Annotated in this window: 27 protein-coding genes; 3 read left to right on the forward strand and 24 right to left on the reverse strand. The window is 44.8% G+C overall.

What is annotated here, in order from left to right; genetic code table 11:
• Positions 1–30 precede the first annotated feature (30 nt).
• From ABD734_RS11850 to ABD734_RS11890, 9 genes are all read right to left on the reverse strand, one after another.
• A complete protein-coding gene (locus ABD734_RS11850; RefSeq protein ID WP_344704588.1) occupies positions 31–882 on the reverse strand; it encodes a DegV family protein in 852 nt (283 codons plus the stop codon).
• Between the two features lie 64 nt (positions 883–946).
• The gene (locus tag ABD734_RS11855) at positions 947–2,563 is read right to left on the reverse strand and encodes an ATP-binding cassette domain-containing protein (protein WP_344704590.1); all 1,617 of its coding nucleotides are present in this window, start codon (positions 2,561–2,563) and stop codon (positions 947–949) included.
• On the reverse strand, positions 2,563–4,131 hold the full coding sequence (locus tag ABD734_RS11860) for an ATP-binding cassette domain-containing protein (protein WP_344704592.1): 1,569 nt from the start codon (positions 4,129–4,131) through the stop codon (positions 2,563–2,565). Before ABD734_RS11860 ends, ABD734_RS11855 begins: the two co-directional genes overlap by 1 nt.
• Positions 4,132–4,182: 51 nt before the next feature.
• A complete protein-coding gene (gene moaA, locus ABD734_RS11865) occupies positions 4,183–5,205 on the reverse strand; it encodes a GTP 3',8-cyclase MoaA (protein WP_344704594.1) in 1,023 nt (340 codons plus the stop codon).
• An 11-nt stretch (positions 5,206–5,216) separates the two neighbouring features.
• A complete protein-coding gene (mobA, locus tag ABD734_RS11870; RefSeq protein ID WP_344704596.1) occupies positions 5,217–5,792 on the reverse strand; it encodes a molybdenum cofactor guanylyltransferase in 576 nt (191 codons plus the stop codon).
• Positions 5,789–6,025: a molybdopterin converting factor subunit 1 gene (moaD, locus tag ABD734_RS11875; protein ID WP_344704598.1), complete on the reverse strand. Its 237-nt coding sequence runs from the start codon at positions 6,023–6,025 to the stop codon at positions 5,789–5,791. The genes mobA and moaD overlap by 4 nt, the downstream gene beginning before the upstream one ends.
• A complete protein-coding gene (locus tag ABD734_RS11880) occupies positions 6,025–6,468 on the reverse strand; it encodes a molybdenum cofactor biosynthesis protein MoaE (protein ID WP_344704600.1) in 444 nt (147 codons plus the stop codon). The genes moaD and ABD734_RS11880 overlap by 1 nt, the downstream gene beginning before the upstream one ends.
• Positions 6,465–6,914, reverse strand: a complete 450-nt coding sequence (gene mobB, locus ABD734_RS11885; protein ID WP_344704601.1) for a molybdopterin-guanine dinucleotide biosynthesis protein B — start codon at positions 6,912–6,914, stop codon at positions 6,465–6,467. Before mobB ends, ABD734_RS11880 begins: the two co-directional genes overlap by 4 nt.
• Positions 6,911–8,167, reverse strand: coding sequence for a molybdopterin molybdotransferase MoeA (locus tag ABD734_RS11890; protein ID WP_344704602.1), 1,257 nt, complete (start codon positions 8,165–8,167; stop codon positions 6,911–6,913). The genes mobB and ABD734_RS11890 overlap by 4 nt, the downstream gene beginning before the upstream one ends.
• Positions 8,168–8,229: 62 nt before the next feature.
• Here ABD734_RS11890 and moaC point away from each other — a divergent pair, with 62 nt between their 5' ends.
• The gene (gene moaC / locus ABD734_RS11895; protein ID WP_344704604.1) at positions 8,230–8,712 is read left to right on the forward strand and encodes a cyclic pyranopterin monophosphate synthase MoaC; all 483 of its coding nucleotides are present in this window, start codon (positions 8,230–8,232) and stop codon (positions 8,710–8,712) included.
• Between the two features lie 21 nt (positions 8,713–8,733).
• On the opposite strand, the gene ABD734_RS11900 is transcribed toward moaC, so the two are convergent.
• The 12 genes from ABD734_RS11900 to ABD734_RS11955 all read right to left on the reverse strand — a co-directional run bounded on the left by ABD734_RS11900 (position 8,734) and on the right by ABD734_RS11955 (position 21,651).
• The gene (locus tag ABD734_RS11900; RefSeq protein WP_344704606.1) at positions 8,734–9,234 is read right to left on the reverse strand and encodes a MogA/MoaB family molybdenum cofactor biosynthesis protein; all 501 of its coding nucleotides are present in this window, start codon (positions 9,232–9,234) and stop codon (positions 8,734–8,736) included.
• Between the two features lie 10 nt (positions 9,235–9,244).
• Positions 9,245–10,249 carry a ThiF family adenylyltransferase gene (locus tag ABD734_RS11905; protein ID WP_344704608.1) on the reverse strand — a complete coding sequence of 335 codons (1,005 nt, stop codon included), beginning with the start codon at positions 10,247–10,249 and terminating at the stop codon, positions 9,245–9,247.
• 10 nt (positions 10,250–10,259) lie between these two features.
• Entirely contained in the window at positions 10,260–11,438 is a 1,179-nt protein-coding gene (locus ABD734_RS11910) for a nitrate/nitrite transporter (protein WP_344704610.1), read from the reverse strand.
• 109 nt (positions 11,439–11,547) lie between these two features.
• A complete protein-coding gene (locus tag ABD734_RS11915; protein WP_344704612.1) occupies positions 11,548–12,084 on the reverse strand; it encodes a hemerythrin domain-containing protein in 537 nt (178 codons plus the stop codon).
• 15 nt (positions 12,085–12,099) lie between these two features.
• Complete coding sequence (locus ABD734_RS11920) at positions 12,100–12,750, reverse strand: response regulator (protein ID WP_344704614.1); 651 nt, start codon at positions 12,748–12,750, stop codon at positions 12,100–12,102.
• Positions 12,751–12,762: 12 nt separating this feature from the next.
• Positions 12,763–13,794, reverse strand: coding sequence for a sensor histidine kinase (locus ABD734_RS11925; protein ID WP_344704616.1), 1,032 nt, complete (start codon positions 13,792–13,794; stop codon positions 12,763–12,765).
• Complete coding sequence (locus tag ABD734_RS11930; RefSeq protein ID WP_344704618.1) at positions 13,781–14,239, reverse strand: GAF domain-containing protein; 459 nt, start codon at positions 14,237–14,239, stop codon at positions 13,781–13,783. The genes ABD734_RS11925 and ABD734_RS11930 overlap by 14 nt, the downstream gene beginning before the upstream one ends.
• Positions 14,240–14,269: 30 nt before the next feature.
• Positions 14,270–14,947: a respiratory nitrate reductase subunit gamma gene (gene narI, locus ABD734_RS11935; protein ID WP_344704621.1), complete on the reverse strand. Its 678-nt coding sequence runs from the start codon at positions 14,945–14,947 to the stop codon at positions 14,270–14,272.
• On the reverse strand, positions 14,940–15,518 hold the full coding sequence (gene narJ / locus ABD734_RS11940) for a nitrate reductase molybdenum cofactor assembly chaperone (RefSeq protein ID WP_344704623.1): 579 nt from the start codon (positions 15,516–15,518) through the stop codon (positions 14,940–14,942). Before narJ ends, narI begins: the two co-directional genes overlap by 8 nt.
• Positions 15,511–17,064 carry a nitrate reductase subunit beta gene (gene narH, locus ABD734_RS11945; protein ID WP_344704625.1) on the reverse strand — a complete coding sequence of 518 codons (1,554 nt, stop codon included), beginning with the start codon at positions 17,062–17,064 and terminating at the stop codon, positions 15,511–15,513. The genes narJ and narH overlap by 8 nt, the downstream gene beginning before the upstream one ends.
• Positions 17,054–20,725 (reverse strand): nitrate reductase subunit alpha, encoded by a 3,672-nt coding sequence (locus ABD734_RS11950; protein ID WP_344704627.1) that lies wholly within the window; start codon positions 20,723–20,725, stop codon positions 17,054–17,056. Before ABD734_RS11950 ends, narH begins: the two co-directional genes overlap by 11 nt.
• A gap of 239 nt (positions 20,726–20,964) precedes the next feature.
• The gene (locus tag ABD734_RS11955) at positions 20,965–21,651 is read right to left on the reverse strand and encodes a hemerythrin domain-containing protein (RefSeq protein WP_344704629.1); all 687 of its coding nucleotides are present in this window, start codon (positions 21,649–21,651) and stop codon (positions 20,965–20,967) included.
• A gap of 135 nt (positions 21,652–21,786) precedes the next feature.
• Between ABD734_RS11955 and ABD734_RS11960 the strand changes: the two genes are divergently transcribed.
• Together ABD734_RS11960 and ABD734_RS11965 are read left to right on the forward strand one after the other, a co-directional pair.
• Positions 21,787–22,773, forward strand: a complete 987-nt coding sequence (locus ABD734_RS11960) for a hypothetical protein (protein ID WP_344704631.1) — start codon at positions 21,787–21,789, stop codon at positions 22,771–22,773.
• 44 nt (positions 22,774–22,817) lie between these two features.
• A complete protein-coding gene (locus ABD734_RS11965) occupies positions 22,818–23,405 on the forward strand; it encodes an LOG family protein (RefSeq protein ID WP_344704633.1) in 588 nt (195 codons plus the stop codon).
• Positions 23,406–23,427: 22 nt separating this feature from the next.
• On the opposite strand, the gene ABD734_RS11970 is transcribed toward ABD734_RS11965, so the two are convergent.
• The 3 genes from ABD734_RS11970 to ABD734_RS11980 all read right to left on the reverse strand — a co-directional run bounded on the left by ABD734_RS11970 (position 23,428) and on the right by ABD734_RS11980 (position 24,712).
• A complete protein-coding gene (locus tag ABD734_RS11970) occupies positions 23,428–23,967 on the reverse strand; it encodes a GNAT family N-acetyltransferase (RefSeq protein WP_344704635.1) in 540 nt (179 codons plus the stop codon).
• Between the two features lie 93 nt (positions 23,968–24,060).
• Positions 24,061–24,402 carry a hypothetical protein gene (locus ABD734_RS11975; RefSeq protein ID WP_344704637.1) on the reverse strand — a complete coding sequence of 114 codons (342 nt, stop codon included), beginning with the start codon at positions 24,400–24,402 and terminating at the stop codon, positions 24,061–24,063.
• Positions 24,403–24,457: 55 nt separating this feature from the next.
• Positions 24,458–24,712, reverse strand: coding sequence for a hypothetical protein (locus ABD734_RS11980; RefSeq protein ID WP_344704639.1), 255 nt, complete (start codon positions 24,710–24,712; stop codon positions 24,458–24,460).
• Positions 24,713–24,752 lie beyond the last annotated feature (40 nt).

Consider the following 24,752-nt stretch of genomic DNA (forward strand, 5'->3'; position numbering starts at 1 on the left):
GGACTGCATTTTTTGTTTGTTCCGACTTATTCATCTTCCCTTGGTAAAGCCGAATCCGATGGTGCCATGACCGGTGTGAACACCTGCCACAGTGACGAGTGGTTCTATAACCAGCTTGACATCCGGCAGACGTGTTTCCAGCCGTTTTCTCCATTCTTCGGTCAAGTCGATGCCACCTGCATATACAATGGCAATTGTACTTACCGATTTCTCTCTGACGTATTCTTCCAATTTTTCCATAACATTATTGATGATTTTCTTTTTTGTGCGGAGCTTTTCTCCAATAACTACTTTTCCATCATCGAATTCAAGCTTCAAATGGATATTCAATACAGAAGCGAGCATCGATTGTGATGCTGATACTCTGCCACTCTTCCTCATTTGGTTGAAACTTTTAGGCAGCAAGTATAATTGAGCACGGTCGGTCATGCTTTGAATTTCCTTTACCACCTCTTCAATTCCTTTGTCAGATTCCTTCGATTCGACAGCATGTTCCACCATCTGCTTCATAGGATAGCTTCCAATACGGGAGTCGATGACATGAAGAGGCTTGTCGATGTTTTCAGAAGCACTCAGCGAACTTTGGTAGGTACCCGTAAGTTCACTGGATGCATGGATTGCGATGACCGAATCAAATGAGTCATCCGCTTCTATTTTCTCATAGATCTCCATGAACTCACCGATTGTCGGCTGTGAAGTTTTAGCACCTTCCCCACTCTGCTTCAGCATATCGTAAATCTCTTCAGTTGTTGCATCAACGCCGTCCCTGTAGGCGACTCCGTCGATGATGACAGACATCGGCAATACGAAGACATCATGTTCTTCTGCATAATCTTTTTCTACACCTGAGGACGAATCCGTCACGATTGCTGTTTTCTTCATCGTCATTTTCCCACTTTCTCTATGAAATAACTCCCATAATTCTATCATGCATATAATTTTATTACTATAAATAATCATTGAAGCGCTGAACAGCTTGATAAACATGACCTTTTTCAGCCATCAGGTCCGAATAGCTGCCTGATTCTATTATACTGCCCTGCTCCATATAATGAATATAGTCAAATTCCTCAAGGCGACTTAAGTCATGTGTACTTACAATTACTGTTGGCTGTGCCAATATTTGATCCCACAGTTTTTGTTTGAGCCTGTCATCTAACCGTGCTGTCGGTTCATCCATAATCCACCATGATTTATCTTCGGCCAACATTCTTATGAAGTGCAGACGCTTTTGTTCCCCTCCTGATAGCCGGCCGGTGAATTCGATGATCTCTTCTGGTGTGTAATATGACATTTCCATCATTTCGAGGTCTTGGATAACTTCTGCTCTAGTCTTTTTCAGATGACCGAAAAGAGTAATATTGTCAATGACTGACGCATTGTAGAAGTCGAGATGTTGGGGCATGATGGAGGCATTTTGAAGTAACGCCTCCTGACTGACTTCCTCAGGGCCATGACTTAGACGGATTGAAGATCCACCTTCAATGATGCGTTCAAGTAAGGTTGTCTTACCGGACCCACTACTGCCGATGATTGCGTGCTTTTCACCACGCCTGAAGTTCGCCGTAATCCCTTTTAGGACATCGACTGAGGCAGTGGCATAACGATAATCAAGCAGCGTCACATCTATTTGGTCGAGGGAGACATCGTTCGTTATTGTCGGTTGTGGTGATGTCTCAGCGTTGAGTACCCCTACCGCTTCCTTGACTGATCTGTACCGGCTTGCAGGTTGCATGACCGGCATGACAAGATCGAAATAGCTGAGTACCAGTAACATGATCATAGGTACAAGGAGTGGCATATCTTCATACAGCCAGAATATGATGAACAGGAGTGCTGCAACCTGAAGCAGTTGGGCGATGAACTGCATTGCAGCGTCCGAGAAGGCAACCTTATCTTCTGTTGCTCTCACCCTAGAGATTTCCTGGGAAATCTCTTTTTTCTTATCTTGCGTCCTCCCTGTCACAAACAAGTCGGTAAAGTCGTGGATATAATGATAGAGACGACCATAGAGCGCGTCTTCAACACCATTCCTGGCACGCAGATCATTCGTCACCCGCTTTTCAAACATTTTCGGTATGGCATAAAGAAGCACCAGTGCCACAACTGTCGACATTATTACAAATACTGCCCCGAAATAGATGGATAGAAGAATCAGGAGCATTGATAACAGCAACGCTACGATATACGGATAGACAATGCGGATATAATAATTTTCGACCTCTTCAAAATACTGGTTCAGCCGCTGTATGAATTTAACGCTATGCGTATCCGCATGATTTTGTATGGCGGTTTTGAAGTAATTCAACCTAAGACGCCCGATGAGCCTGAATGTCGCATCATGCGAGAGTAGACGCTCGATATATTTGAAGGCGCCTTTCATCATCCCGAAAAACTTGATTACTGCAATGATGAGGACGATTATGAAAAATGGCGGGTCGAAGAAACTAAGACTGATCATGTAGCCACTGAGTCCGAACAGGGAGACCCCCACCAGACCACCTGCAAGGCCGAGAAGGATGCTGTAGAAGATGTTTTTCCTTTCACTCTTCAAATATTCCATTACAAAGCCCCTCCCCTTACAATGTTACGGTCAGCGAACGTGTAGTGTGCATCAGCAATGCTGAGCAGTTTTCTACGGTGGACCACCGCTATGATGGCACTCTCATGCTTGATTTCATCCAAGTATGAGAGAACCATCTCTTCCGTCGTTGCATCGAGAAACTCAGTAGGTTCATCCATAATGATGATTTCAGGTTTTCTTATCAGTGCACGCGCCATCTTGAGCCGCACCACTTCCCCGCCTGAGAGGGGGATGTTGTGGTTTACGATTTCAGTATGGATGCCCTGCTCCAGATTGTTCAAGCTCCCCATCAAGTCAAGGCGCTCCAATATACTGATGACGTCTTCTTCGCTGTAACGTCCATCAGAAACATAGTCATAGATGGACGTATCCGAGAAATAGACTTCATCGGATATATATCCGATATCATCCGTATGAAGGTATAAAGCGCCTTCAGCAGGGCGGTGGAGTCCAAGCAACATACGCATGAATGTACTTTTACCGATGCCGGAAGGACCTGTTATGGCAGTGAGCCCTGTTTTCGGCAAGGATAGATTCACATTTTCCAGAAGCGATAGCTCCCCATGGCCCATTGAAACACCCTCGAGTGTCACTGCACTCGTCTGAGCATTGAAAATGCGGTACTCTTCGGTTGGTTCTCCCTGATCGATCAACACTTCGATGCGCTCCAAATGCCCTTGGGCAAGCTTGCCATTATGAAATTCGATGCCGAGTACTTTTAATGCATTATAGAACTCGGGTGCCAGCAGCAACGTGAAAAATGCTGCATAGAATGTAATGCCATCAAAAATTATGATCTGCAGTCCAACTTCAAGAGCAATGAGTCCAATCCCGAGGATCGTAATGAACTCAAGCATTAAAGTGGATTGGAAGGCATATTTTAAAATATTCATCGTTTCTTTTACATAGCCCGAATTAAATGATCTGAGCCTATCGATGACCGTTTGTTGAGATTGTGTGTAGCGTACCGTATCCTTCCCCCTTATCAGGTTGAGGAAAAGCGTACCAAGCTCGTCGAACTGCGTGGCCTGAGCTTCCGATTCATCCTTCGTACGCAATCCTACAAGGATGTAATACAATGGTACGAATGGTGCTGTGAATAACATGATGAAAGCAGCATTTTTATGCACGAAGAATGATGCAATGATAATTACTGCCAGTTTGACAGCAGTCTGTATGACAGTAGGGATGAATACCTTTTCGAAAGGGCGGTATTTCTCCATATGGACAAACACTGCATTGAGCATCGCTTCTGATTGCTTTTTGGTGCCATCACCGATCTTCTCAATCAACTCGGTGGTCAATGCCTCTATACGGCTATTTGCAATTTTAGCCGAGGTCACCCTATAGATCATCAACAGCAATGCATAGACGATGAAGAAAAGGCCGGCCAACGTCATCCCTTTAACAGCTGGAGCTTCCTTTTCCATTACAATTTCCTCAAGCACTAGCGAAAGGTTATGTCCAAACAAGACGAAAGCCGCCACGCCCATGGCTGACATCAGTGTATACAACAGGATATATTTCTTCGGTATGTTCAGCTTCATAATTATCCTTTCCATCGACAAAGAACGTGAAGTCACACTTCACGTTCTTTGTCAGCCACCTATATAGCTCATATTGATCTTATTGCGCTTCCGGCGGTTTTCTGCAGTAATTTCCGTTCTGAGATCTGAGTAGCGGTCATCCCGCTTGTTCCATACCCCAGTCAATATCTCTTCCAATTCCCGGTCGGATACACCTTCTCTAAGATGCTTTTTGACATCAAAACCTTCTACCGCAAAAAGGCAGCCATAGAACTTTCCATCTGAGGATAGTCTGGCACGGGTGCATGTCGAACAGAAGCTTTCAGACACGCTGGTGATGAAACCAAGGTGCGAATCTGCGTCATTATGACGATAGACTTTTGCCACTTCCCCATAGTATGCCGGTTCCAAAGGTTCAATATCAAATTCATTCTCAAGAATTTCCAGTATTTCTTTTTTGGTGACCACTTTGTCAAAATTCCACCCATTATCGTTACCGACATCCATAAATTCTATGAATCTCAACGTTACAGGCATAGTTTTGAAGAAGCGGGCCATTGGCAGGATCTCATGGTCATTCAAGCCTTTTTGCACAACCATATTGATTTTAATCTTAAATCCAAGTGAGATTGCATATTCAATCTGCTCGATTATCCTTGAAGTGCCGATGCCGCGATCGTTGATCTGTCCAAACAATTCGTCATCCATCGCATCAAGGCTGATATTGAGTCTCCTGAGGCCTGCTTCATAAAGTTTCTTGCCATGTTTCTTCAACAATAGACCATTTGTGGTCATACCTATATCTTCAATACCTTCTATATCGTTAAGTCTTTTTATCAATACATCGAGGTCCCGTCTAAGAAGCGGTTCCCCGCCGGTGATCCTCAATTTTTTGACGCCCAGGGACGCGTATATTTTTGCAATGCGTTCAATTTCTTCAAAAGACAAAAGCTCATCTTTCTTCATAAACTCGAAATCATCCCCGAAAATCTCTTTCGGCATGCAATATCTGCATCGGAAATTGCAACGATCAGTCACTGATATCCTCAGATCCCGAATCGGTCTGCCAAATTTATCCGTTATGCTTCCCACCATCGTACCCCTCCTCAGTGAAGGTCCGCTTTTCTATTGATGTTCAAGAAATCTGCTACATCAATGTTATAAAGTGTACTGTTCACTTCGATTGTCTTTCTTTCTGCGAATAGTGCTTTCATGCTTCTTCGGTCTGTCGTCAACAATTCTTCAATGTCTGAAGCGAGACCGTCCCCCTGATAGATGCCAACAAGTGGGTGTAGCCTGTCTCCAGCGCGTGTCACAACGATTGACTGGTCATCAAGAGCAACTTCATGCAGCGTCCTGATCCACTCGGGACTGATGTAGGGCGTGTCACATGAAATGATGAGCAACCGCTTATCCGGATAAGCATCGGCAAATGTATATATGCCAGCAAGCGGCCCCTTATCCTTGAACCTTTCCACATCCACTTTTACCGGCATATCACGAAATCGGCCACTTAATCTTGAATTAGTGCTGACCATGATATCATCGCACACGCCGGATTGCGCCATCGCATCTACTATATGCCGATACATCGGTTTGCCGTCTACTTCAAAGAAAGGCTTATCTTCGCCAAAACGGGTGGAGTTCCCCCCTGCCATAACTATGCCTATAGTGTCTGTCATCCTCCACTCACTGGTGGAATCAGAGCAACCTCATCCGTTTTTGAAAGTATGTGCGTATCCTTAACGAATGATTCGTTGCAGGCCACTTGGAAAACATCCCCTTCGAGCGCGGGATATTGCCTATATACCGTTTCTTTCAACTCTTTGACCGTAGGTTCATTTTTGATGTCCAACGTGATGCGGGTATCCCCAATCTTCTCCTTCAGCCCTGCGAACACCATGATATCCATCATTATTCCTCCTCCACACTTGAATGGTACTGACGCTGATGCCCCATCCATTCTTCACCGTCTTCCCATACTTCTTTTTTCCAGATCGGAACAACTTCCTTAATCCGTTCTATCGCATATTCATTGGCTTGATAACTATCTTTCCGATGTGGGGCACTTGTTACTATGACGACAGCAATATCTGATATTTCAAGCTTGCCCACCCGATGGGCGATCGTTGTAATGACTCCAGGCCAACGCTGTGCAATCTCATCCCCGATTTGGGCCATTTTACTCTCCGCCATAGGTTTATAGGCTTCATACTCCAAGTGGACAGTTCTGGTCCCTTTTGTCCACTCGCGCACGTGACCTGTAAACATGCATACAGCCCCTTGCACTTCATTGACCGTATAACTATGGTACTTGTTGATATCTATTGGTGTATCCACTATTTCATATTGCTTCATATTCCAGAACTCCATTCGTCAAACCATTGCATAACCTTAGCCTCATCATACCTCATATCCGCTTCCATTAAAATATTCCGAATCCCTATTTCACTGACATTAGTGTGTCCATCGGAGAAGGAATAGGTCAGTACTATTTTAGGATACGCTTCCTGTTTGTATCCTTCTATCAATACGACATCCATTGCACCTTCAAATTCTGCCAATTGTTCGGTCAGATCGGGATGTCTCCTTGTCTCAATGGTTATGGACGGGGTATTCAATATCGTCGTATCGGCACCTTCAAGCAAAAATCTCTCCGTATCGGTGCTTCCAGCTTCTTCTTGCAGATGATGGTGCTTTATGACTGCAACTTTCCGCTGCTGCTGTTTCAGCCGCTTTACAAGTTTCAATATCAGGGTGGTCTTTCCGGTGTTCTTGAAACCGGTTATCTGCAGAATCTTCATAGATTGAACTGCCTGGCCCCAGTAGTCATATCAGTCATCATCACCTTGACGGGGTCCCCTTTTTGATACCCTCTTGAACCACCCGGTAAAACGATGATGCCATTGCTTCTCGCAATGGACGTGACCGCATTCGACTTATTGAATCCAGCCGGTCTTGCGTATATGCCTCCAGCTCGATAGTCAATCTCTGCCCTGACGAAACGTGTGAACGGGTTGGCTTTTCTAAAGTCACCGTCAAGTACACCATCTACTACAGGTGCATAGATTTTATCGTGCCCCATCATCTTAAGCAGTGCCGGCCTCGCAAACAGTTCAAATCCTGTGTAGCATGCCGAAGGGTTGCCGCTCAACCCGAAGAGTGGAACTGTTCCCAACATGCTTACTGTTGTGACACTCCCCGGACGCATACCTACTTTATTGAAGAGTTCCTCAGCGCCAAGGGCCTCATACAGTTTGGGCAGGAAATCGTAATCGCCTACGGAAACGCCACCCGTTGTGATTATGGCATCCACTTCATCCAACATATCTTCAACGCGTTCGAGAAGTGTGTCAAAATCGTCCGCTTCCAATGCATACATCTTCCCGGTGATGTTCATCCGCTTCAGTTGGCTCAAGATCATTGGGCCATTTGAATTTCTTATCTTACCTGGACTGAGTGGCTGGTCTATTTCTATCAATTCACTCCCTGTAGCCAAAATGCCGACGACAGGTTGTCTGTAGACCTCTACGTTTTCATAGCCGAATGTCGCCAAAGTCGCTACAGTACCAGGATTGATGAACGTGCCCCGAGGGACGATCACTTCGCCTGGTTGACACTCCTCGCCTTTTATCGCAATATTTTCGCCTGGATTAAACGCTTTCCTTACCGTAAAAGTCCCATCACCCATCTTCGCCTGTTCAAACATGACAACTGCGTCAGCACTTGCCGGTACAGGCGCTCCGGTCATTATACGGAAAGCCTCATTTTCTTTAAGTATATAGTCACTTGTCGAGCCTGCTGGCACTTCTTCTGCCACAGTGAACTCGATTCTATCATCACCTGAAGCCCCTATTGAGTCTTTTGAACGTATCGCAAACCCATCCATCGCGGATTTGTCAAAATGGGGCACCGCCATGGTTGCCTTCAGATCCTCCGCTAAAATGCGCCCATATGCTTCCCTATAGGGAACCGCTTCACTCTTAAGAGGCGTTACTTCAGCAACGGCACGATCCACTGCCTCCAGTACAGGGATCGGCTTACGGTTCAAATTCATATCATCCCTACTTTCATATTATGAATTCTGTTATACTCATTATACTAGAAAGGAAGTTTAAATTGTCGAAATTCACTCATTTCAACCAGGAAGGCAGAGCCCGGATGGTCGATGTATCCGATAAAGAGGTAACGACTCGTACAGCGCTCGCCAAAAGTACGCTTATTGTTTCTAAAGAAATACATGAAGCCATCACAGGAAAGACTGTCGAAAAAGGTGACGTGCTTTCTGTGGCACAAGTTTCCGGCATCATGGCTGCAAAGAACACACATCAGATCATACCGATGTGCCATCCGCTTCCGCTGTCCGGCATAGATATTTCCTTCACTTGGGATTTATCTGATGGCTACGCACTTCATATTGAAGCAACAGTTAAGACTTCCGGCCGCACCGGTGTCGAAATGGAGGCACTGACAGCAGCAAGTGCAGCTGCCCTGACCGTCTACGATATGTGCAAGGCCATCGATAAGGGAATGATCATCCGCGAAACCGCCCTCATCTCGAAGACTGGCGGGAAGTCCGGGGATTACCATATAGACAAGTAAAGCGTGCCATACGGCACGCTTTTATTTGTTCAATTCGTGGACGATATGGTTTAATTCGGGGACAATCAACCGTTCCATCGCCAATCTGACTGCGCCTGTCGATCCCGGCAATGAGAGCAGCACTGCGTTGCCGATGCTTCCGGCTACAGCCCTTGAGAGTATACTTCGTGACCCGATATCCTCCGTAAAGCTAAGCATACGGAAAATTTCTCCGAATCCTTCTATCTCCTTATCAAAAAGGGGGCGCACTGCTTCGATGGTAACATCTCTAGGCGCTATGCCCGTCCCCCCCGTGGTTATGATGGCATCGACGCCGTTATCCAAAAGCTCGTGCACCGCATCCACAATCTCTTGCTGGTCATCTTTGACGATGCTGTACCACTCCGGCTTGATTTCCACATTCATTCCTGAGACGTAATCCATGACAAGGCGTCCGCCTTTATCACTTTCCTTAGTGCGTGTATCGCTGACCGTTATGATGCCCATACGGATTTCGCGATCTATCTCCCCCACTAGACTCATAATGCTCCTCCTATCCGAACAATTGGTTGATAAGGGTCTTCGCGCGATTCATATCATCCAGGCCATGGATTAGGATGCGTCCATTATTGAAGCAGACGAACCTTTGTCCACTATAGTGGAACTCCTGGAAGTACGGCGTGCGGTTTACTTTCATATCCAGCCGAGTCAATGTATGGTTTACAACTTCTTCAGTCAGCCGACCGTCAATCACCTGGACGGTATCACGGCCGCATAGCCGCATGGCATTATCCGTATCCTCTTCTTCAAGTGCCGGATAGACAGGGGCATACCCACATGTCCTACAATCTGAGTCTTTCATTGCGTCAACCTTGTATTTCATATGTTCCATATCCCAGACGTTACCGATCCGTAAGTAATAAGGCGCTTCATATTGGTCTGTAAGCATTTTAATTGCAGTCGTGACCTGTTCGGCCACTGCCATCTGTACTGCAGGCGCGATGATACCGGCAGTGTCACACGTCAATGTGGTACTCGGCAGCACCGGCACCAGACAGCGGTAGCATGGTGTGGCGCGGGGCACAAAACCACAGCTGCTGTAAGAGGCTTCTACACAAGCTGCATAGACCCAAGGCTTCGACGATTTATATGCAACGTCATTGATCAGCAGGCGCGTATCAAAGTTATCTGTCCCGTCCAACAGGATATCTGCCTCCATGGCGAGCTCCGTCAATAGCGGGCCATCGCAATGCGCGATATGTGCATCTACCTCGAGGTCTGGACGGATTGATTGTAGGCGTTCTTTCGCAGCAATTACTTTCGGTTTCTTATCATCTGCATCCTGTTCGGTAAAAAGGGTTTGGCGCTGAAGATTGGAGTGTTCGACATAGTCACGGTCAATCATGATCAGCTTGCCGATACCTGCCCGTGCAAGCAGTTCACTGGAAAGGGAACCGAGCGCCCCGGCCCCAATGATGAGGGCCGTACGTGAGCCGATCAGGCGCTGGCCTTCTGCCCCTATTCTATTAAAAAGCATCTGCCTCGAATATCGTTCCATATCATCCCTCTTATGCAAGTTCATTTTTCTTAAGGTTACTATTCATGTAGAACATTGTAAACAGACTGATGATGCAGAAGACTGACAGCAGGATGAATCCAATTGCATAGCTACCAGTCAAATTGTGTGCCTGATCAATTACAATCGGCGGGAAAAAGCCACCCAGGCCACCCATCATTGCAACGATTCCATTACTGATACCCGCCTGTTTAGAGAAGTATGTCGGCACGAACTTGAAGACAAGTCCATTTCCAATCCCCGCGCATACCGCTGCAAGCAAACTTCCCAGGGTAAACAAGAAGATGAAATTATATGTGAAGGCAAGGAGTAGTCCTGAAACGGTCAAGCCGATAAATACAATGATCAAAGAATGCAGCGCATTGAACCTATCACCGATCAGGCCACCTATTGGTCTAAGAACCGTCGCAATTATAATGAAGACTGCGGTTCTGACACCAGCATCCAAGGTCGTCAGTCCAAACAATGCTTCATCCGTCAGAAATGCCGGTAAGAAGAGTCCGAAAGCGACGAAAGCACCAAATGTAATGAAGTACCATAAGTTGAAGAAATAGAACTTATAGTCGCGCATGACTTCCTTGAATTGCTTGCCGAGAGGCAGACTTACTTTCTTTTCGTTTCTGTCGCCCAATATGAACTGCAGAATGGCAAATAGCGCCAATACTACAAGATATGTCTGGACAGCTGCCTGCCAGCCACCAAATGCGAGGGCCAGTAATGGTGCCCCGAAGCTTGTCACGGCAGTACCGATATTACCCATGGCATATACACCATTGACAAACCCATGCTTTTCTTTCGGATAATACTTTGGAAGACTCGTAACACCCACACTGAAAATCGCTCCACCGACTCCGAGGAACACCGCTGCTATCATAAGGTCCATCGGTGTAGTAGCGATACTCAGATAGAAGACTGGAACCAAAAGGAAAATGAAGCTGAACAGGAACACTAGGCGCGCTCCGATCTTATTGGCCAGTATGCCGAATGGTATGCGCAGGACGGAACCTAGAATCACCGGTAGGGCAACAATCAAAGATTGCTGCGCGGCCGCTTCCGGGATATCTTCGACGATTTCAGGGAAGAGCGGTGCAAGCAATGTCCACACCATGAATCCGGCAAGTAGACTGAATGTGTGGAGAATCAGCTGCTTTTTACCCATTTTCTCATTCATAGGAATCAACCTCTTTTATTTTATATTGTGATTTATTATACATACATAGTATAATTCAAAAACCTCAATATAGTTAAGAAGGGAAAACCCTATATTTACCGGCGGAACCTCACGCCGGCTCAGTGATGAGTGTATTCACTTGTTCAAACAGCACTTCTTCGTCAACTGTTTTCAACATTTTATCTGCCATTTCAAAAAGGACCGATTCCTCTTTCACCATATGTACCATCAGCACTTCATAAGCTTCCATGACGTCTTTCACCATTTCATTCATGCTCTCAAGGGACATTTCGTTCATATCATGCATGGAGTGATGAAAGAAGTGGGCGATATATGAATCTATCTCTGCATGCTCTTCTTCAATCGACATGATCGGTCCCTGCTCCAACCCGATGTATGCACCAAGCATCGGAAAGAAGAATCTTTCTTCCTTCTCCTGATGTCGCTTCAAAGGTTTTTCGAATTCATTCAATTTCTGCCTGAGATCTTTGATGACCATCAGCCCCTCCAACCTGCTTTTAACATCATCATGTTCAAACTTCAGCACCAATTGAAACCAGTCATCCATCAAATACTTCAGATAACGATGCTCGTTTTCCAGCACTCTCAATGCTTTCACTTTAAACTGAAACGCTTCCTGTGCCACTCCATTCCCCTCCATTTAAAAATCCATGAGTTTTTTCTTCATTGCATACTCAACAAGTTCCGGACGTGATGTCAATTCCAGTTTCTCCATGATTCTTGATTTATGTGCCTCAATCGTTTTGACGGAAACAAAAAGCATGCCTGCAATATCTTTGTTTCCATACCCTTTGGCGATTAGTGGTAGGATTTCCAACTCCCTTTTTGTCAGGATGTTGAATGGTTCATTCGAATGCTCCGGATACTGATCATTTTTCAGCAGCCGTTCCATATCTTCATCCATCAGCACTGGATCAATGTACCGTTTACCGTTGTAAATTGTCCTGATTGCTGAAATCAATTCGTCGTCTGGTGAATTCTTCAATATATAACCATGTGCGCCACTTTTGAAAGTATGGGTGATATATTCCTCATCATCATACATGGTCAAAATCAATACTTTGATTTCTGGAAAAGCTTCTGTAATACGACTGGCTGCAAAAAGACCGGACTCTCCCGGTGGCATACTCAAATCCAACAGGAGAACATCCGGTCTAAGCTCATTTACTTTATCAAATGCCTGCCTGCCGTCTGCAGCCGTCCCGATCACTTTCATATCTGGCTGGTAATCGATCAGCATACTGAAGCCTGTGCGGACTACTGCATGATCGTCTGCTATGACTATATTCATTCCAACGCCTCCTTATAAAGGGATCGAACCTGATACTGTCGTGCCATTACCTGGGGCGCTGTCTATGGTCACGTTGCCGTTAACGCTACTTACACGTTCATTCATGCCAAAAAGGCCGAGTCCTGTACCCAGTGGATGGCTATTCAGATCAAACCCGAGTCCTCCGTCACGTATTTCAAAATTGAGGGAGTGGCCTGAGATATCCTCAATCTCGTGCAAATCGACTTCCACGGTCTCTACATCTGCGTACTTCGCTGCATTGAAAATCGCTTCCTGGATAATCCTGTAGACGACTGTCTCCACTTCAGGGTTGAAGCGCTTATTGTGCATATCCAAGTGGCACTCTACAGTCATGCCGTACTGTCTCTCCACCCATTTGAAATGGGTTTTAAGCGCAGCTTCCAGTCCAAGGTCATCGAGACTTGCAGGTCGTAGTTCTACAGAGATGTTTCTGACATAATCCAATAGGCGACTTAAAAACTCTTCCGATTTCTGCATCTTCTCAGTTAATGCATCATGGTCCTCGATATATTTGAACAATCTCATCTCAAGCAATACATTAAGAAGTTCTTGGGTCACCCCATCATGCAAGTCCCTCGAAATCCGTTTTCTTTCATCTTCCTGGGCTTGGATGATGCGTTGTGTCAATCGTTTTTGATGTTCCATCTCTTGTGTTTTAAGTTGTTCAGATAATGGATTCAAAGTAAACACACTGATGCCTTCTTCTGGATCTATGCGCTGAAAGTTGGCGATGAATGGTTCTATACTCCCATCCCTGGTACGCATATACACCTGGAATGTCACCTTTTCGTCCATATGCAGATAACAGTTGTTGCATTCTATACGTCCTTCTCCCACATACATGCCTTGACAATGTGAGCAGATATGCTGAAATTGCGATTTATCATAATCTGTATCGTCCAATGTGCGCGATGCATGAGCATTCATATAGACGATTTCGCCATCTCCATTGACGAAAAGGATCATTTCTTTAGACTGGTGAAACATTGCTTCAAGTAGACCGATCAGATTAGCTTCCTTCATTAGCTACCAACTCTTTCAAAATTTGTTGCCTGAGATGCTTCTCTATATATTCCTTTATCTCCTCGTATTCCTTTTGAGGAAAATACCTTACTTGTCTATTACCCAATAAAACGATACCGATAACTTCTTCGGTATCGTTCCACAGAGGCATTGCAATAAAACTTTTCAGCCGTTCTATTTTGATCATTGGATACTGGAAAACGTCGCTATCCATCTCTATACGCTCGATTGCATCAACAACCAATGATTTTCCTGTTTTCATTACGATGCCCGGGATGCCTTTGCCGCTTCTGAGTTCGATCTTTCTCCAACGGTCATTTGTACTCCCAATATTGTATTTCCATTTTATGCTGTGGCAGCGGTTGCATTCAACATCCGTCAATGCCACTGTATCAAATAGGTATTTCTCTTTTATATCAGTAAGAATTTTTTCCATCTTATCCATATCCCCACTCCATCCCAAGGAGGTCTTTTTTTAAGACTTATGCTTGCGGTAAACAATATAGCTTCTGTTGAAATATAAGAATGGCAAGCTCCATGCATGGACCAACCGCGTGGCCGGCCACAAGGCGAAGATCAGAAAGCCGGTAATGACATGTATCTTGAACGCCAATGGTACATCAGTCATCAGGTTGGCATCAGGAGAGAATACGAATAATCCCCTCAGCCAGATGGAGATGGTCTGCCTGTAGTCAAAATCTACAACTATATTGTTCGTTACAAGAGTAGCATATACTCCCATGAATGTAATGAAAACCAGCAGGAAATTCACAAGGATATCTGACGCCGAACTGAGTCGGCGCACAGATTTATTGGTAACACGGCGCAGTGTCAGCAAAAACATGCCTATCAGCATAACGATGCCGAAAAAACCGCCGACATATAATGCACCGAGATGATATAGGTGGTTAGTTACCCCGATTCCTTCCAACCACCGTGCAGGCACCAACAGTCCTACAACATGACCAAAGAATACCGGAATAACAGAAAAGTGAAAAAGTATACTTCCGATCATCAGATATTTCTTTTCGATGAACTCACTGGATTTGGCCGTCCAGCCGAACTGGTCGATTTTGTACCTCCATATATGTCCCACTATAAAAATTGCGATGCAGAGATAAGGCAGAATAACCCAAAGGAACTGATCAATCATGTTCTACGCCCTCTTTCTCAGACACTTCTACACATGCCTTGAACGTTTCCCTGAGTCCTTTTATCAGGTTGAAATATGGACTCTTGTTTTTTTCAAGGGCTTGAATCAGGTGGTATGTACCATCTTCAAGCACCATGATGAGCAGTGTCATGCTTTCTTTTGCCCGATCATCTCCACGCCAATCAGCAGCATAAAGAAATTCGAGCATCAATGGCAGGTAATCACTCAATTCATTGTCCGGCATTTTCAACCCGAACATTTCATACAATACTTTAAGTTTCGCAAGCATCTGACCCCGTTCTTTCTGCTCCTCGAACTTGAAGTAGGTCATATATAGATTCGTATGCTTATCGAAGTCGAATGTCTGTGTGTAGACTTGTTGTATTTCGTCCAAACTGATTTCATACATATCATCCCAGTATTGCTTGATGAAAGGGTAGGCAGGGTGGCTTTCCGTGAAAGCCCCCTCGAATTCCCTTGGATGAAAGTCAAGTTTTTCCGGGTACGTAAGCTGAGTGGCGAAAAAGCCGAATGCCTGTTTGTAATCATATAGTTTCTCTAGATTAATCACGCCAGATTCCCCCGTAGAAGTTTTCTTCATAAACTTCTCTACCTGATTTCGCCATTGAAGCCTGGGACAATGATGGACCACATCCATCGCAATCCGAACCTCCAAAGCCGAAGCCACTGCTGCCTTGAGCGCGGTATGGGTCCGTATATTGTTCCCGATGTGAAGTCGGGATGACGAAACGATCCTCATATTTCGCAATAGCCAGCAGGCGATACATCATTTTAGTTTCCGTAGCAGTCATTCCAACGCGCTCGAGCCTTGATTCATCGAAGTCTTTCCCGCTTGAGATGGCACGCATATATTGTCTCATCATCGCCATCTTCTGCAGTGCACCTTTTATTGCTTCAGTGTCACCTGCTGTCAGCATATTGGCCAAGTATTGGACTGGAATCCTCATTTCATCAATAGCTGGGAAGATTGCATCTGGATTTTTTATGGAATCCTTACCTTCAAAATAGTTCATGATTGGGCTGAGTGGTGGGCAATACCATACCATAGGCATTGTGCGGTACTCTGGATGAAGCGGAAACGCCAGTTTATATTCAACCGCAAGTTTATATACAGGAGAATTCTGCGCCGCTTCAATCCAATCGTAAGAGATACCATCTTTCTCAGCCTGCTCGATCACTTCCGGGTCGTTAGGATCCAGGAACAGGTCAAGTTGTGCTTCGTAGAGGTCCTTCTCATTTTCCGTAGTTGCAGCTTCGAGTACGCGATCTGCGTCATACAACAGAACTCCCAAATAACGCATTCTGCCTGTGCAAGTTTCGGAACAGACTGTAGGCAACCCTGCTTCAACACGTGGGAAACAGAATGTACATTTCTCTGCTTTATTTGTCTTCCAGTTGAAGTATACCTTCTTATAAGGACAACCAGTCATACAGTAGCGCCATCCGCGGCATGCATCCTGGTCAACCAGAACAATGCCATCTTCGTCACGCTTATACATTGCACCTGAAGGACAGCTTGCCACACAGCTTGGGTTCAGACAGTGTTCACATAACCTCGGAAGGTACATCATGAATGTCTGTTCGAAATTGAATTTGATTTCCTCTTCAATTTTTTCGATGTTCGGATCTCTCGGACCGGTAATGTGTCCGCCTGCCAGATCATCCTCCCAGTTCGGTCCCCATTCAGGATCCATCTTTTCTCCTGAGATGACTGAATGGGCTTTAGCTACAGGACTATGCTCACTTTCTTCTTTAGTAATCAGGTCTTTATAGTTATAAGTCCATGGCTCGTAATACTCCTTCATTTCGGGCATGTCAGGATTGTAGAATATTTTACCAAGGGCAATCTTGGAGAGTTTCGTACCACTTTTAAGTTCCAGACGGCCATTCTTGAGTTTCCAGCCACCTTTGTAATGCTCCTGATCCTCCCAACGTTTCGGATAACCGATTCCGGGTTTAGTCTCAACGTTATTGAACCACATATATTCAGCGCCTGGACGATTCGTCCAAGTACTCTTACAGGTCACACTGCATGTGTGGCAGCCAATACATTTATCAAGGTTCATCACCATTGCAATCTGTGCTTTAATCTTCAAGCCAGTCGACCTCCTTCATTTTTCTTACTGCTACATATTCATCCCTTTGGTTTCCGATAGGGCCGTAATAGTTGAAGCCATAACTGATCTGGGCGTACCCTCCTGCCATCTGTGTCGGCTTCATGTGTATTCTCGTAGGGGCATTATGACTGCCGCCTCGTGTATCCGTAATTTCCGATCCTGGTACTTCTATATGTTTATCCTGCGCATGATACATGAACATCGTACCTTTTGGCATTCTGTGTGAAACGACTGCCCGTGCCGCAACCACTCCGTTACGGTTATAGACTTCCAGCCATTCGTTATCATTGATGTCGTGATCCTCTGCATCAAGCCTTGATATCCACACAGTAGGCCCACCCCTGAAGAGGGTCAGCATATGCAGATTGTCCTGATAGGTTGAGTGGATATTCCATTTGCCGTGTGGTGTCAAGTACCTCAACACCAGACTGTCTACGCCGCCTTTAACCTTTTTGTCACGTGTACCGAATACCATCGGGGGCAATGTTGGTTTGTAGACAGGCAGGGCTTCCCCAAACTGCAGGAACATATCATGATCGATATAGAATGATTGGCGACCAGTCAAAGTACGGAAAGGCACCAGTCGTTCGATATTGGTGGTGAAAGGATTATAGCGTCTGCCCTGTTTATTGGATCCAGGGAAAATTGCCGTCGGAATCACTTCACGAGGTTGTGATGTGATGTTTTTGAATGTAATCTTCTCATTTTTACGGTCTGCTGAAATATCGCGCAATTGGACTCCAGTCTGATTCTCCAGGTCTTCATAAGATTTTTCGGAAACCTCCCCATTTGCACAGGAGGAAACATGAAGTACTACATCAGCAGCACGTCTTGCAGTATCCATCAGCGGATAACCATCTTTTATGGAACCGTCTGTATAGACACCGTTCATCGATTTCAATTCTTCATACTGCTTGCTGACGTCAAACGAAACGCCATGCGCTCCTATCTTGTTCTTAAATCCAGGACCTGCAGTAATGAACTTATCGTATACTTGCGTGAAGTCACGCTCTACAACCTTCATGGCCGGCATGGTTTTGCCCGGTATCGCTTCTATCTCACCCTTCGACCAGTCTTTAATATGGCCGAGAGGCTGTGCAATTTCCTGTTGGGTGTCATGTGCAAGAGGCATTGTGACAAGGTCCCTATGTTTACCCGGCAGTTGTTCCTCTGCCATCGTTGTAAAGCCCCGCGCTATATCTTTGAAGATATTCCAATCAGACTTTGATTCCCACAGTGGATCTACAGCTGGATTGAATGGATGCACAAATGGGTGCATATCGGTACTTGAGATGTCATGTTTCTCATACCATGTGGCGGCCGGCAGTATAATATCTGCATAGATTGGTGTTGCTGTCATCCTGAAATCCAGGGCAACCATCAAATCCAGCTTACCTTCCACATCATCTCGCCATTCAATTTCCTCAGGCATGAATTCATCATTTGGAGAAGCAAGCAGTCCACTTTTTGTACCTAGAAGGTGCTTCATGAAATATTCCTGACCTTTTGCTGAAGAAGAGATAAGGTTTGAACGCCAGACGAACAATGTTTTCGGATGATTTTCCTTGGCGCCCGGATCTTCTATCGCAAATCTCGTTTCTTTGTTCTTCAATTGCTCTACTGCCATATTGATGATTGCTTCATCAGAATCATCACCCGCCGCTGCTGCCTCTTTAGCAAAGTCGAGGCTATTCTTATCAAATTGCGGATAACTCGGCAGCCAACCAAGACGCGCTGCAAGTACGTTATAGTCAGCCGGATGCTTATAGCTGATTGTTTCAGCAGTAGGGGACTGGAGTGTATCCGCCCCAGCTTCTTCATAACGCCATTGTTCAGTTGCGAAATAGAACCAGCTCGTTGCATTCTGCTGGCGTGATGGCCCACCCCAGTCTTTTGCAAATGCTACCTGACCCCATCCTTCAAGTGGCCTTACTTTTTCTTGGCCGACATAATGGGCCCAGCCACCACCATTTTTACCTTGGCAACCACATAGGATGACCAGGTTCAGAATGGCTCTATATATTGTATCTGAATTGAACCAGTGGTTGATGCCTGCTCCCATGATAATCATGGAGCGTCCATCCGTATCCACAGCATTTTGTGCAAATTCACGGGCAATCTGTATAACCAGTGATTGCTTGATTCCCGTCACTTTCTCCTGCCACGCTGGGGAGTAGATGGAAGATGCATCATCATACCCTTTTGCTTCGTGTTCAGTGCCGAAGCGGTTGACGCCATACTGGCTCAGCATAAGGTCGTATATGGTTGCTGCATAGCGCTCTGTGCCGTCTGCCAGGGTCACTTTTCGTGCTGCGATAGGACGGGTGAAAGTACCATTTCCGGCATTATCAAAATATGGATATACAATCTCAATTACTTCCGAGTCCGAACCTTCAACTGTCATCATCGGATCAATCGGGGCTCCATCATCCCTTTCGAGTTTCAGGTTCCATTTTTTGCCTTCTTCCCACCTTTGACCCATCGTACCGTTTGGAGCGATCATTTCGCCGGTATTGCCGTCCAGTATGACCGGTTTCCATTCGGCATGCTCTGACTCAAGACCAATATCACTCTCTCGTAAGAACCGGCCGGCTTTTAAAGTATCCTCGAATTCATCCAACAGGATGAGGAATGGCATGTCTGTAAAACGTTTGGCATAATCGATGAACATTGGTTCTTTTCGTTCATGATAGAATTCATCAAGAATGACATGCGTCATCCCTTGTGCAAGTGCCGCATCCGTTCCTGGATTTGGTGCCAGCCAATTATCGGCGAATTTGACATTCTCTGCATAGTCCGGAGCCACAGATACGATTTTAGTCCCTTTATATCGGACTTCAGTCATAAAGTGTGCGTCCGGCGTACGTGTCAGCGGAACATTTGAACCCCACATCATCAAATAATTGGAGTTATACCAATCTGCAGATTCGGGTACATCAGTCTGGTCCCCCCAGATCTGCGGAGAAGCATTCGGAAGGTCGGCGTACCAGTCATAGAAACTGAGCATCTCTCCTCCAATCAAGGAAATGAACCTTGAACCCGAAGCATAACTGAGCATGCTCATGGCGGGAATCGGAGTGAATCCTGCAATGCGATCCGGTCCATATGTCTTGATTGTGTATATGAGCTGCGCTGCTATGAGCTGCGTGGCGTCTTTCCAGTTGACCCTCACATGACCGCCCATCCCCCTTGCTTGCTTATAGGATTTCGCCTTCTCTTCATCTTCGACAATACTTGCCCACGCTTTCACTGGGTCTTGTTGTTCTTCCAATGCCGTCCGCCAGAGACGCCATAGCTTCCCTCTCATGTAAGGAAATTTTATGCGCATCGGACTATACTCATACCATGAGAACGAAGCGCCACGAGGACATCCTCTTGGTTCATATTCCGGCATGTCGGGCCCGCATGAAGGGTAATCCGTCTGCTGATTCTCCCAAGTTATAATTCCATTTTTGACGAACACCTTCCAGGAACAGGATCCTGTACAGTTTACGCCGTGTGTTGTCCTGACCACTTTGTCGTGACTCCATCGTTGTCTATACATCTTTTCCCATTCGCGACTTTTTTCTTCCAGAATCGACCAGTTACCATTGAACTTCTCAGTAGGCTTGAAAAACTTAAGTCCAAACAAACCATCCATCTGTGCCACTCCCATCAAAATTTCTGCTATTTGATTAATATATCTATATTATCTGGCTAAAGTGCCTATAAAGATATTAGGGAATTTCCTACTTTTGGTTCTTTTGAACTGTATCAAATTGAAATTGAGGATGGTCATACCCCTCAGTCGAATACGAGATGGCTATACAATAGACAAACACGAGGAAATGATAGGTTCAAAAAGCCCCCTGGCCTTTTAGGCCAGGGGGCTTTATCGAATCAGCCGTAATGTTTTTCTCTAACATTCTTGAACAAGATGTTATTTTCCAGGTGAACATGGTCCAATGTATCTTTTTCCAGTTTTTCCATCCGCTGATACACAAAGCGTATAATCCCGGAGTCGCCTTCTTCTGGCGTGAAATCATTCGTCAGATCCCTCACCCGCCAAAAAGCCTCTACCGCGTTCCGATGTTCATCTTCGAGTTCTGTCAAATGAGGTTTTAAAGCCTCTTTCAACTCGGCTGATGGTGTCTCCATGAATTCTTTAAGCATCGGAAATACATTGTCGTCTTCATCCTTCGTATGGTCGAGGAGCGCAGTCTTCAAATTAAGGAAAACAGTTTCCACTTCCTCAAGGGCACGATCTTCTTTGACCATTTTTTCAACATATTCTTCCAATACCGGTAGCTCATCTTTCAAGTCTTCATGATACTTCCGTTGAATATATTTGATGAGACTCTCTTCGTCCATATACTTCACATCAATGCCATCCATATTTTCAGTATCGAATTGATTTATTTCATATAAAAGGTTTTCAAGTGGCAATTGCTGTGCCTCTCCTATGCTCTGCAATGTCCGTCCACCCTCATTGGCAAAATCGACTCTCAGTTTGCGCATCATGTCGCCGGCTTTTGGAACTTCTGTCACAATCTCGCCTATTGTCATCTGTTCTGTTATATTTTTCAACCTGCATTCCTCCCTATTTTATTGTAACCATACCTTTAAAGCACAGCATCTAAACGATTTCTCCAGCAGTTTAATGAAACATCGGCTAGGGTATATTATAATCATCATATATGAAGACCATGGAGGTTGAATCTAATGAATGAAAATGTGAAAAAGGCAGTAACGCTCCTGCCGCTTATCCTCGTCCCTCTCCTAAATGAAAGAAAACGGATTAAGCAGCATCCTGACGTACAAAAACTCGAGGAGAAATCTTCTCATGCTTATCATACTGCAAAGGATAAAAGCGCCAATGCATTGGATACGGTAAAAAATGCTGGGGCCACGACATATACGACTGGCAGGACAGCATTATCAAAAGTTTCCGGGGCAATAGAAGAAAAACGAAGCGAACGCTTATACACCAAAGAAATGAAGCAGTATGAAGACAGTCTGAAAGAAGCAGAAGCCTTGGAATCCCGTTTCCAAAAGGATAAAGAAAAACACCGCAAATCCCGTTTGAAAGAAATCCAAAAGTCCGAAGTCCCTAAAATAATGCAGTCCCAAAATGAAAACAACGATGGTTTATCATACGATTCCGGGGAAGAAGATCCTGTAGCCCCTGAAATAAAAACCGATATGAAATCCAATCCTGATAACTATGGAGTTGCATTGGCATACGAAGATAATCGCGCATCAAATCGATTGATTGCTGATGAAGATGACCAGGATGATGTATACTCTACAGAAGACGGTGGTAATTCTGACCGATCGTCATTGAGAGAGGATGACAATCTACAGGAAGTACCATCCAATAATGAAGGACAGGAGAGATTAGACAACATGAATCAAAATATGAACCACTACATCGAGAAGAATGTCAAAGGACATGAAGAGGAAAATTACGAAAATGGCCCACTCTTCACAAAGCATAAAAATATACTGGACCCAAAACACGCAATCTCAAAATCTTCATCCTCAGCGGACAATCAAGATTCCCTCTTTAATCGCCACCGTACCATGCAGGAAGAAAAGGTGTCTGAAACAGGACGCAGAACTGGTGAACCCAGTTCAATGACAAAATCAAAGAAACAGATGAAGCTTGAGAAGAAAATAGAAAAACAACGTAGGAAACAATATAAATAATTATTCTTACCCTCCACGAGACATGAAAAGGCAGGTGGCACAGTTTGAAGGTAAATAGCGTGACGGTTTTTTGCGGCGCAAGCCAAGGTAAAGGCAATCTTTACAAAGAAAAAGCATTCGAACTGGGAGCAGCATTGGCTGAACGCGACATCACCATCGTGTATGGGGGCGGTGCTGTCGGACTCATGGGGGCTCTTGCTGATGGTTCGTTGTCAAAAGGGGGGACCGTCAAGGGCGTAATCCCAGAATTTCTCGTCAATAGGGAAATGGCCCACCCTGATGTTCAACATATGAGTGTTGTGAAGTCAATGCATGAGAGGAAAGCATTGATGGAAGAAATGGGTGATGCGATCATTACCCTCCCCGGTGGAGTAGGGACTTTGGAAGAGTTTTTCGAAATGTTCACATGGGGTCAGATAGGATTGCATAAAAAACCTATTGGTATCCTTGATATCAATCAATTCTTCGACTCGATCGTCAACCTTTTTGAAAACTTGATTGCCGAGGAGTTCCTGCAAGAAAAGTATTTAACCCAACTGTTCATTTCAGAAGACATAGATGAAATATTGAAAGGTTTTGATGATTTCGAACCTGTTGAAATCAGATCATATGAATCAAAGAGACATCGATGACGACATCGATGTCTCTTTGATTTTATATTGTCATCTTATAAACGATATGTGGTTTCAACGAATGGCCATCTTCTACCAAAGGATGAGAAATTTCTCCGATTTTCTTCATACCAATCTTTTCCATCACGTTTATGGAAGGGCGGTTTTTCTGAGCTGCCAACGCATAAATTTCTTTAATATCTGTATGTCGTTCAGAAAATTTAAGGACTCCAAGCGCAGCTTCCGTTGCAAATCCCTGATTCCAATTTCTTTTTGAAAGTCTCCAGCCAATCTCAATGCAAGGTAGAAATTCCAATCTGAACGGTCCATTTTCTTCGAGAACCTGCATACCAGCAAAGCCGATAAACGCTCCATTATCGCGTCGCTCAATCGCAAAAAGCCCAAACCCTCTGTCCTCTATATCCTTTTGAGCTTCTCTTACAAAATTTTTCGAGTCTTCTTCAGATAATTTACTGGGGAAGTATCTTCTGACATCTGGGTCCTGGTTCATTTTTATAAAAGGATGGATGTCACTATCTTGCCAATCTCGTAGGATAAGCCTTTTGGTTTTTATATATTTCATCCGCTCTCACAACCACTTTCCGTCTATATTATAAGCGTTTGATCTCCTTTATACGGCTGAAGCAATATCACCAAAAAAGAGCAAGCACTGGGCCTACTCGCTGATTTTATCACTCTCATTCTGTTGTGGCGCATCTTCCCTTTTATAGGTGATGAGTTGTACCGTTACCTCAGCTTCATCAAGATTGTAGTCCTCCAAAGATTTTTCCTTCTTGACTGTAAACACTACGTCTACAAAGTCATTTGATTCTTTGAAGTCATACCGGACATTGAATGTCTCAAAATCCTGATCATGATTTGGTTTAGTTGCAACAGAGCGTGATGCATCACCTTTGAAGTCCCGAACCGATAAACCTGTTATCTGTTCCAATTCATGTCCCAGGGATTCAAGGGTCATCTGCTTGCCTTCAATGATATTGAACTTCTCCTCATGCATGTTAAATCTCCTCGCTCTCAAGTATTTACTGTATATATTCCCAAATCAATTGCATTTAATCAGTATCCTCAGCCTCTGTTTTACTTTTAGCCTGAGACTCTGAGTCAGAATCCTGAAGCGCATTGAGTTCTTCTTGCTTCGCCTCTATATTCTCTTTCAACTGGGCATTTTCATTCTTTAGATTTTGCACTTTGTTCTCTATCGACCGATTCTCCTGGTTCACTTCCTCCAGATCTTTTTCAGCCTGACTATCTTCTCCAGAACATCCCGCAATGGAGAACAACATTATGATTGCCATCATACGTTTCATCAAATCACTCTTCTCATCCGTCTATAATCATATCATTTTT

This window comes from Salinicoccus jeotgali, assembly GCF_039538805.1.
Classification (GTDB): Bacteria; Bacillota; Bacilli; order Staphylococcales; family Salinicoccaceae; genus Salinicoccus; species Salinicoccus jeotgali.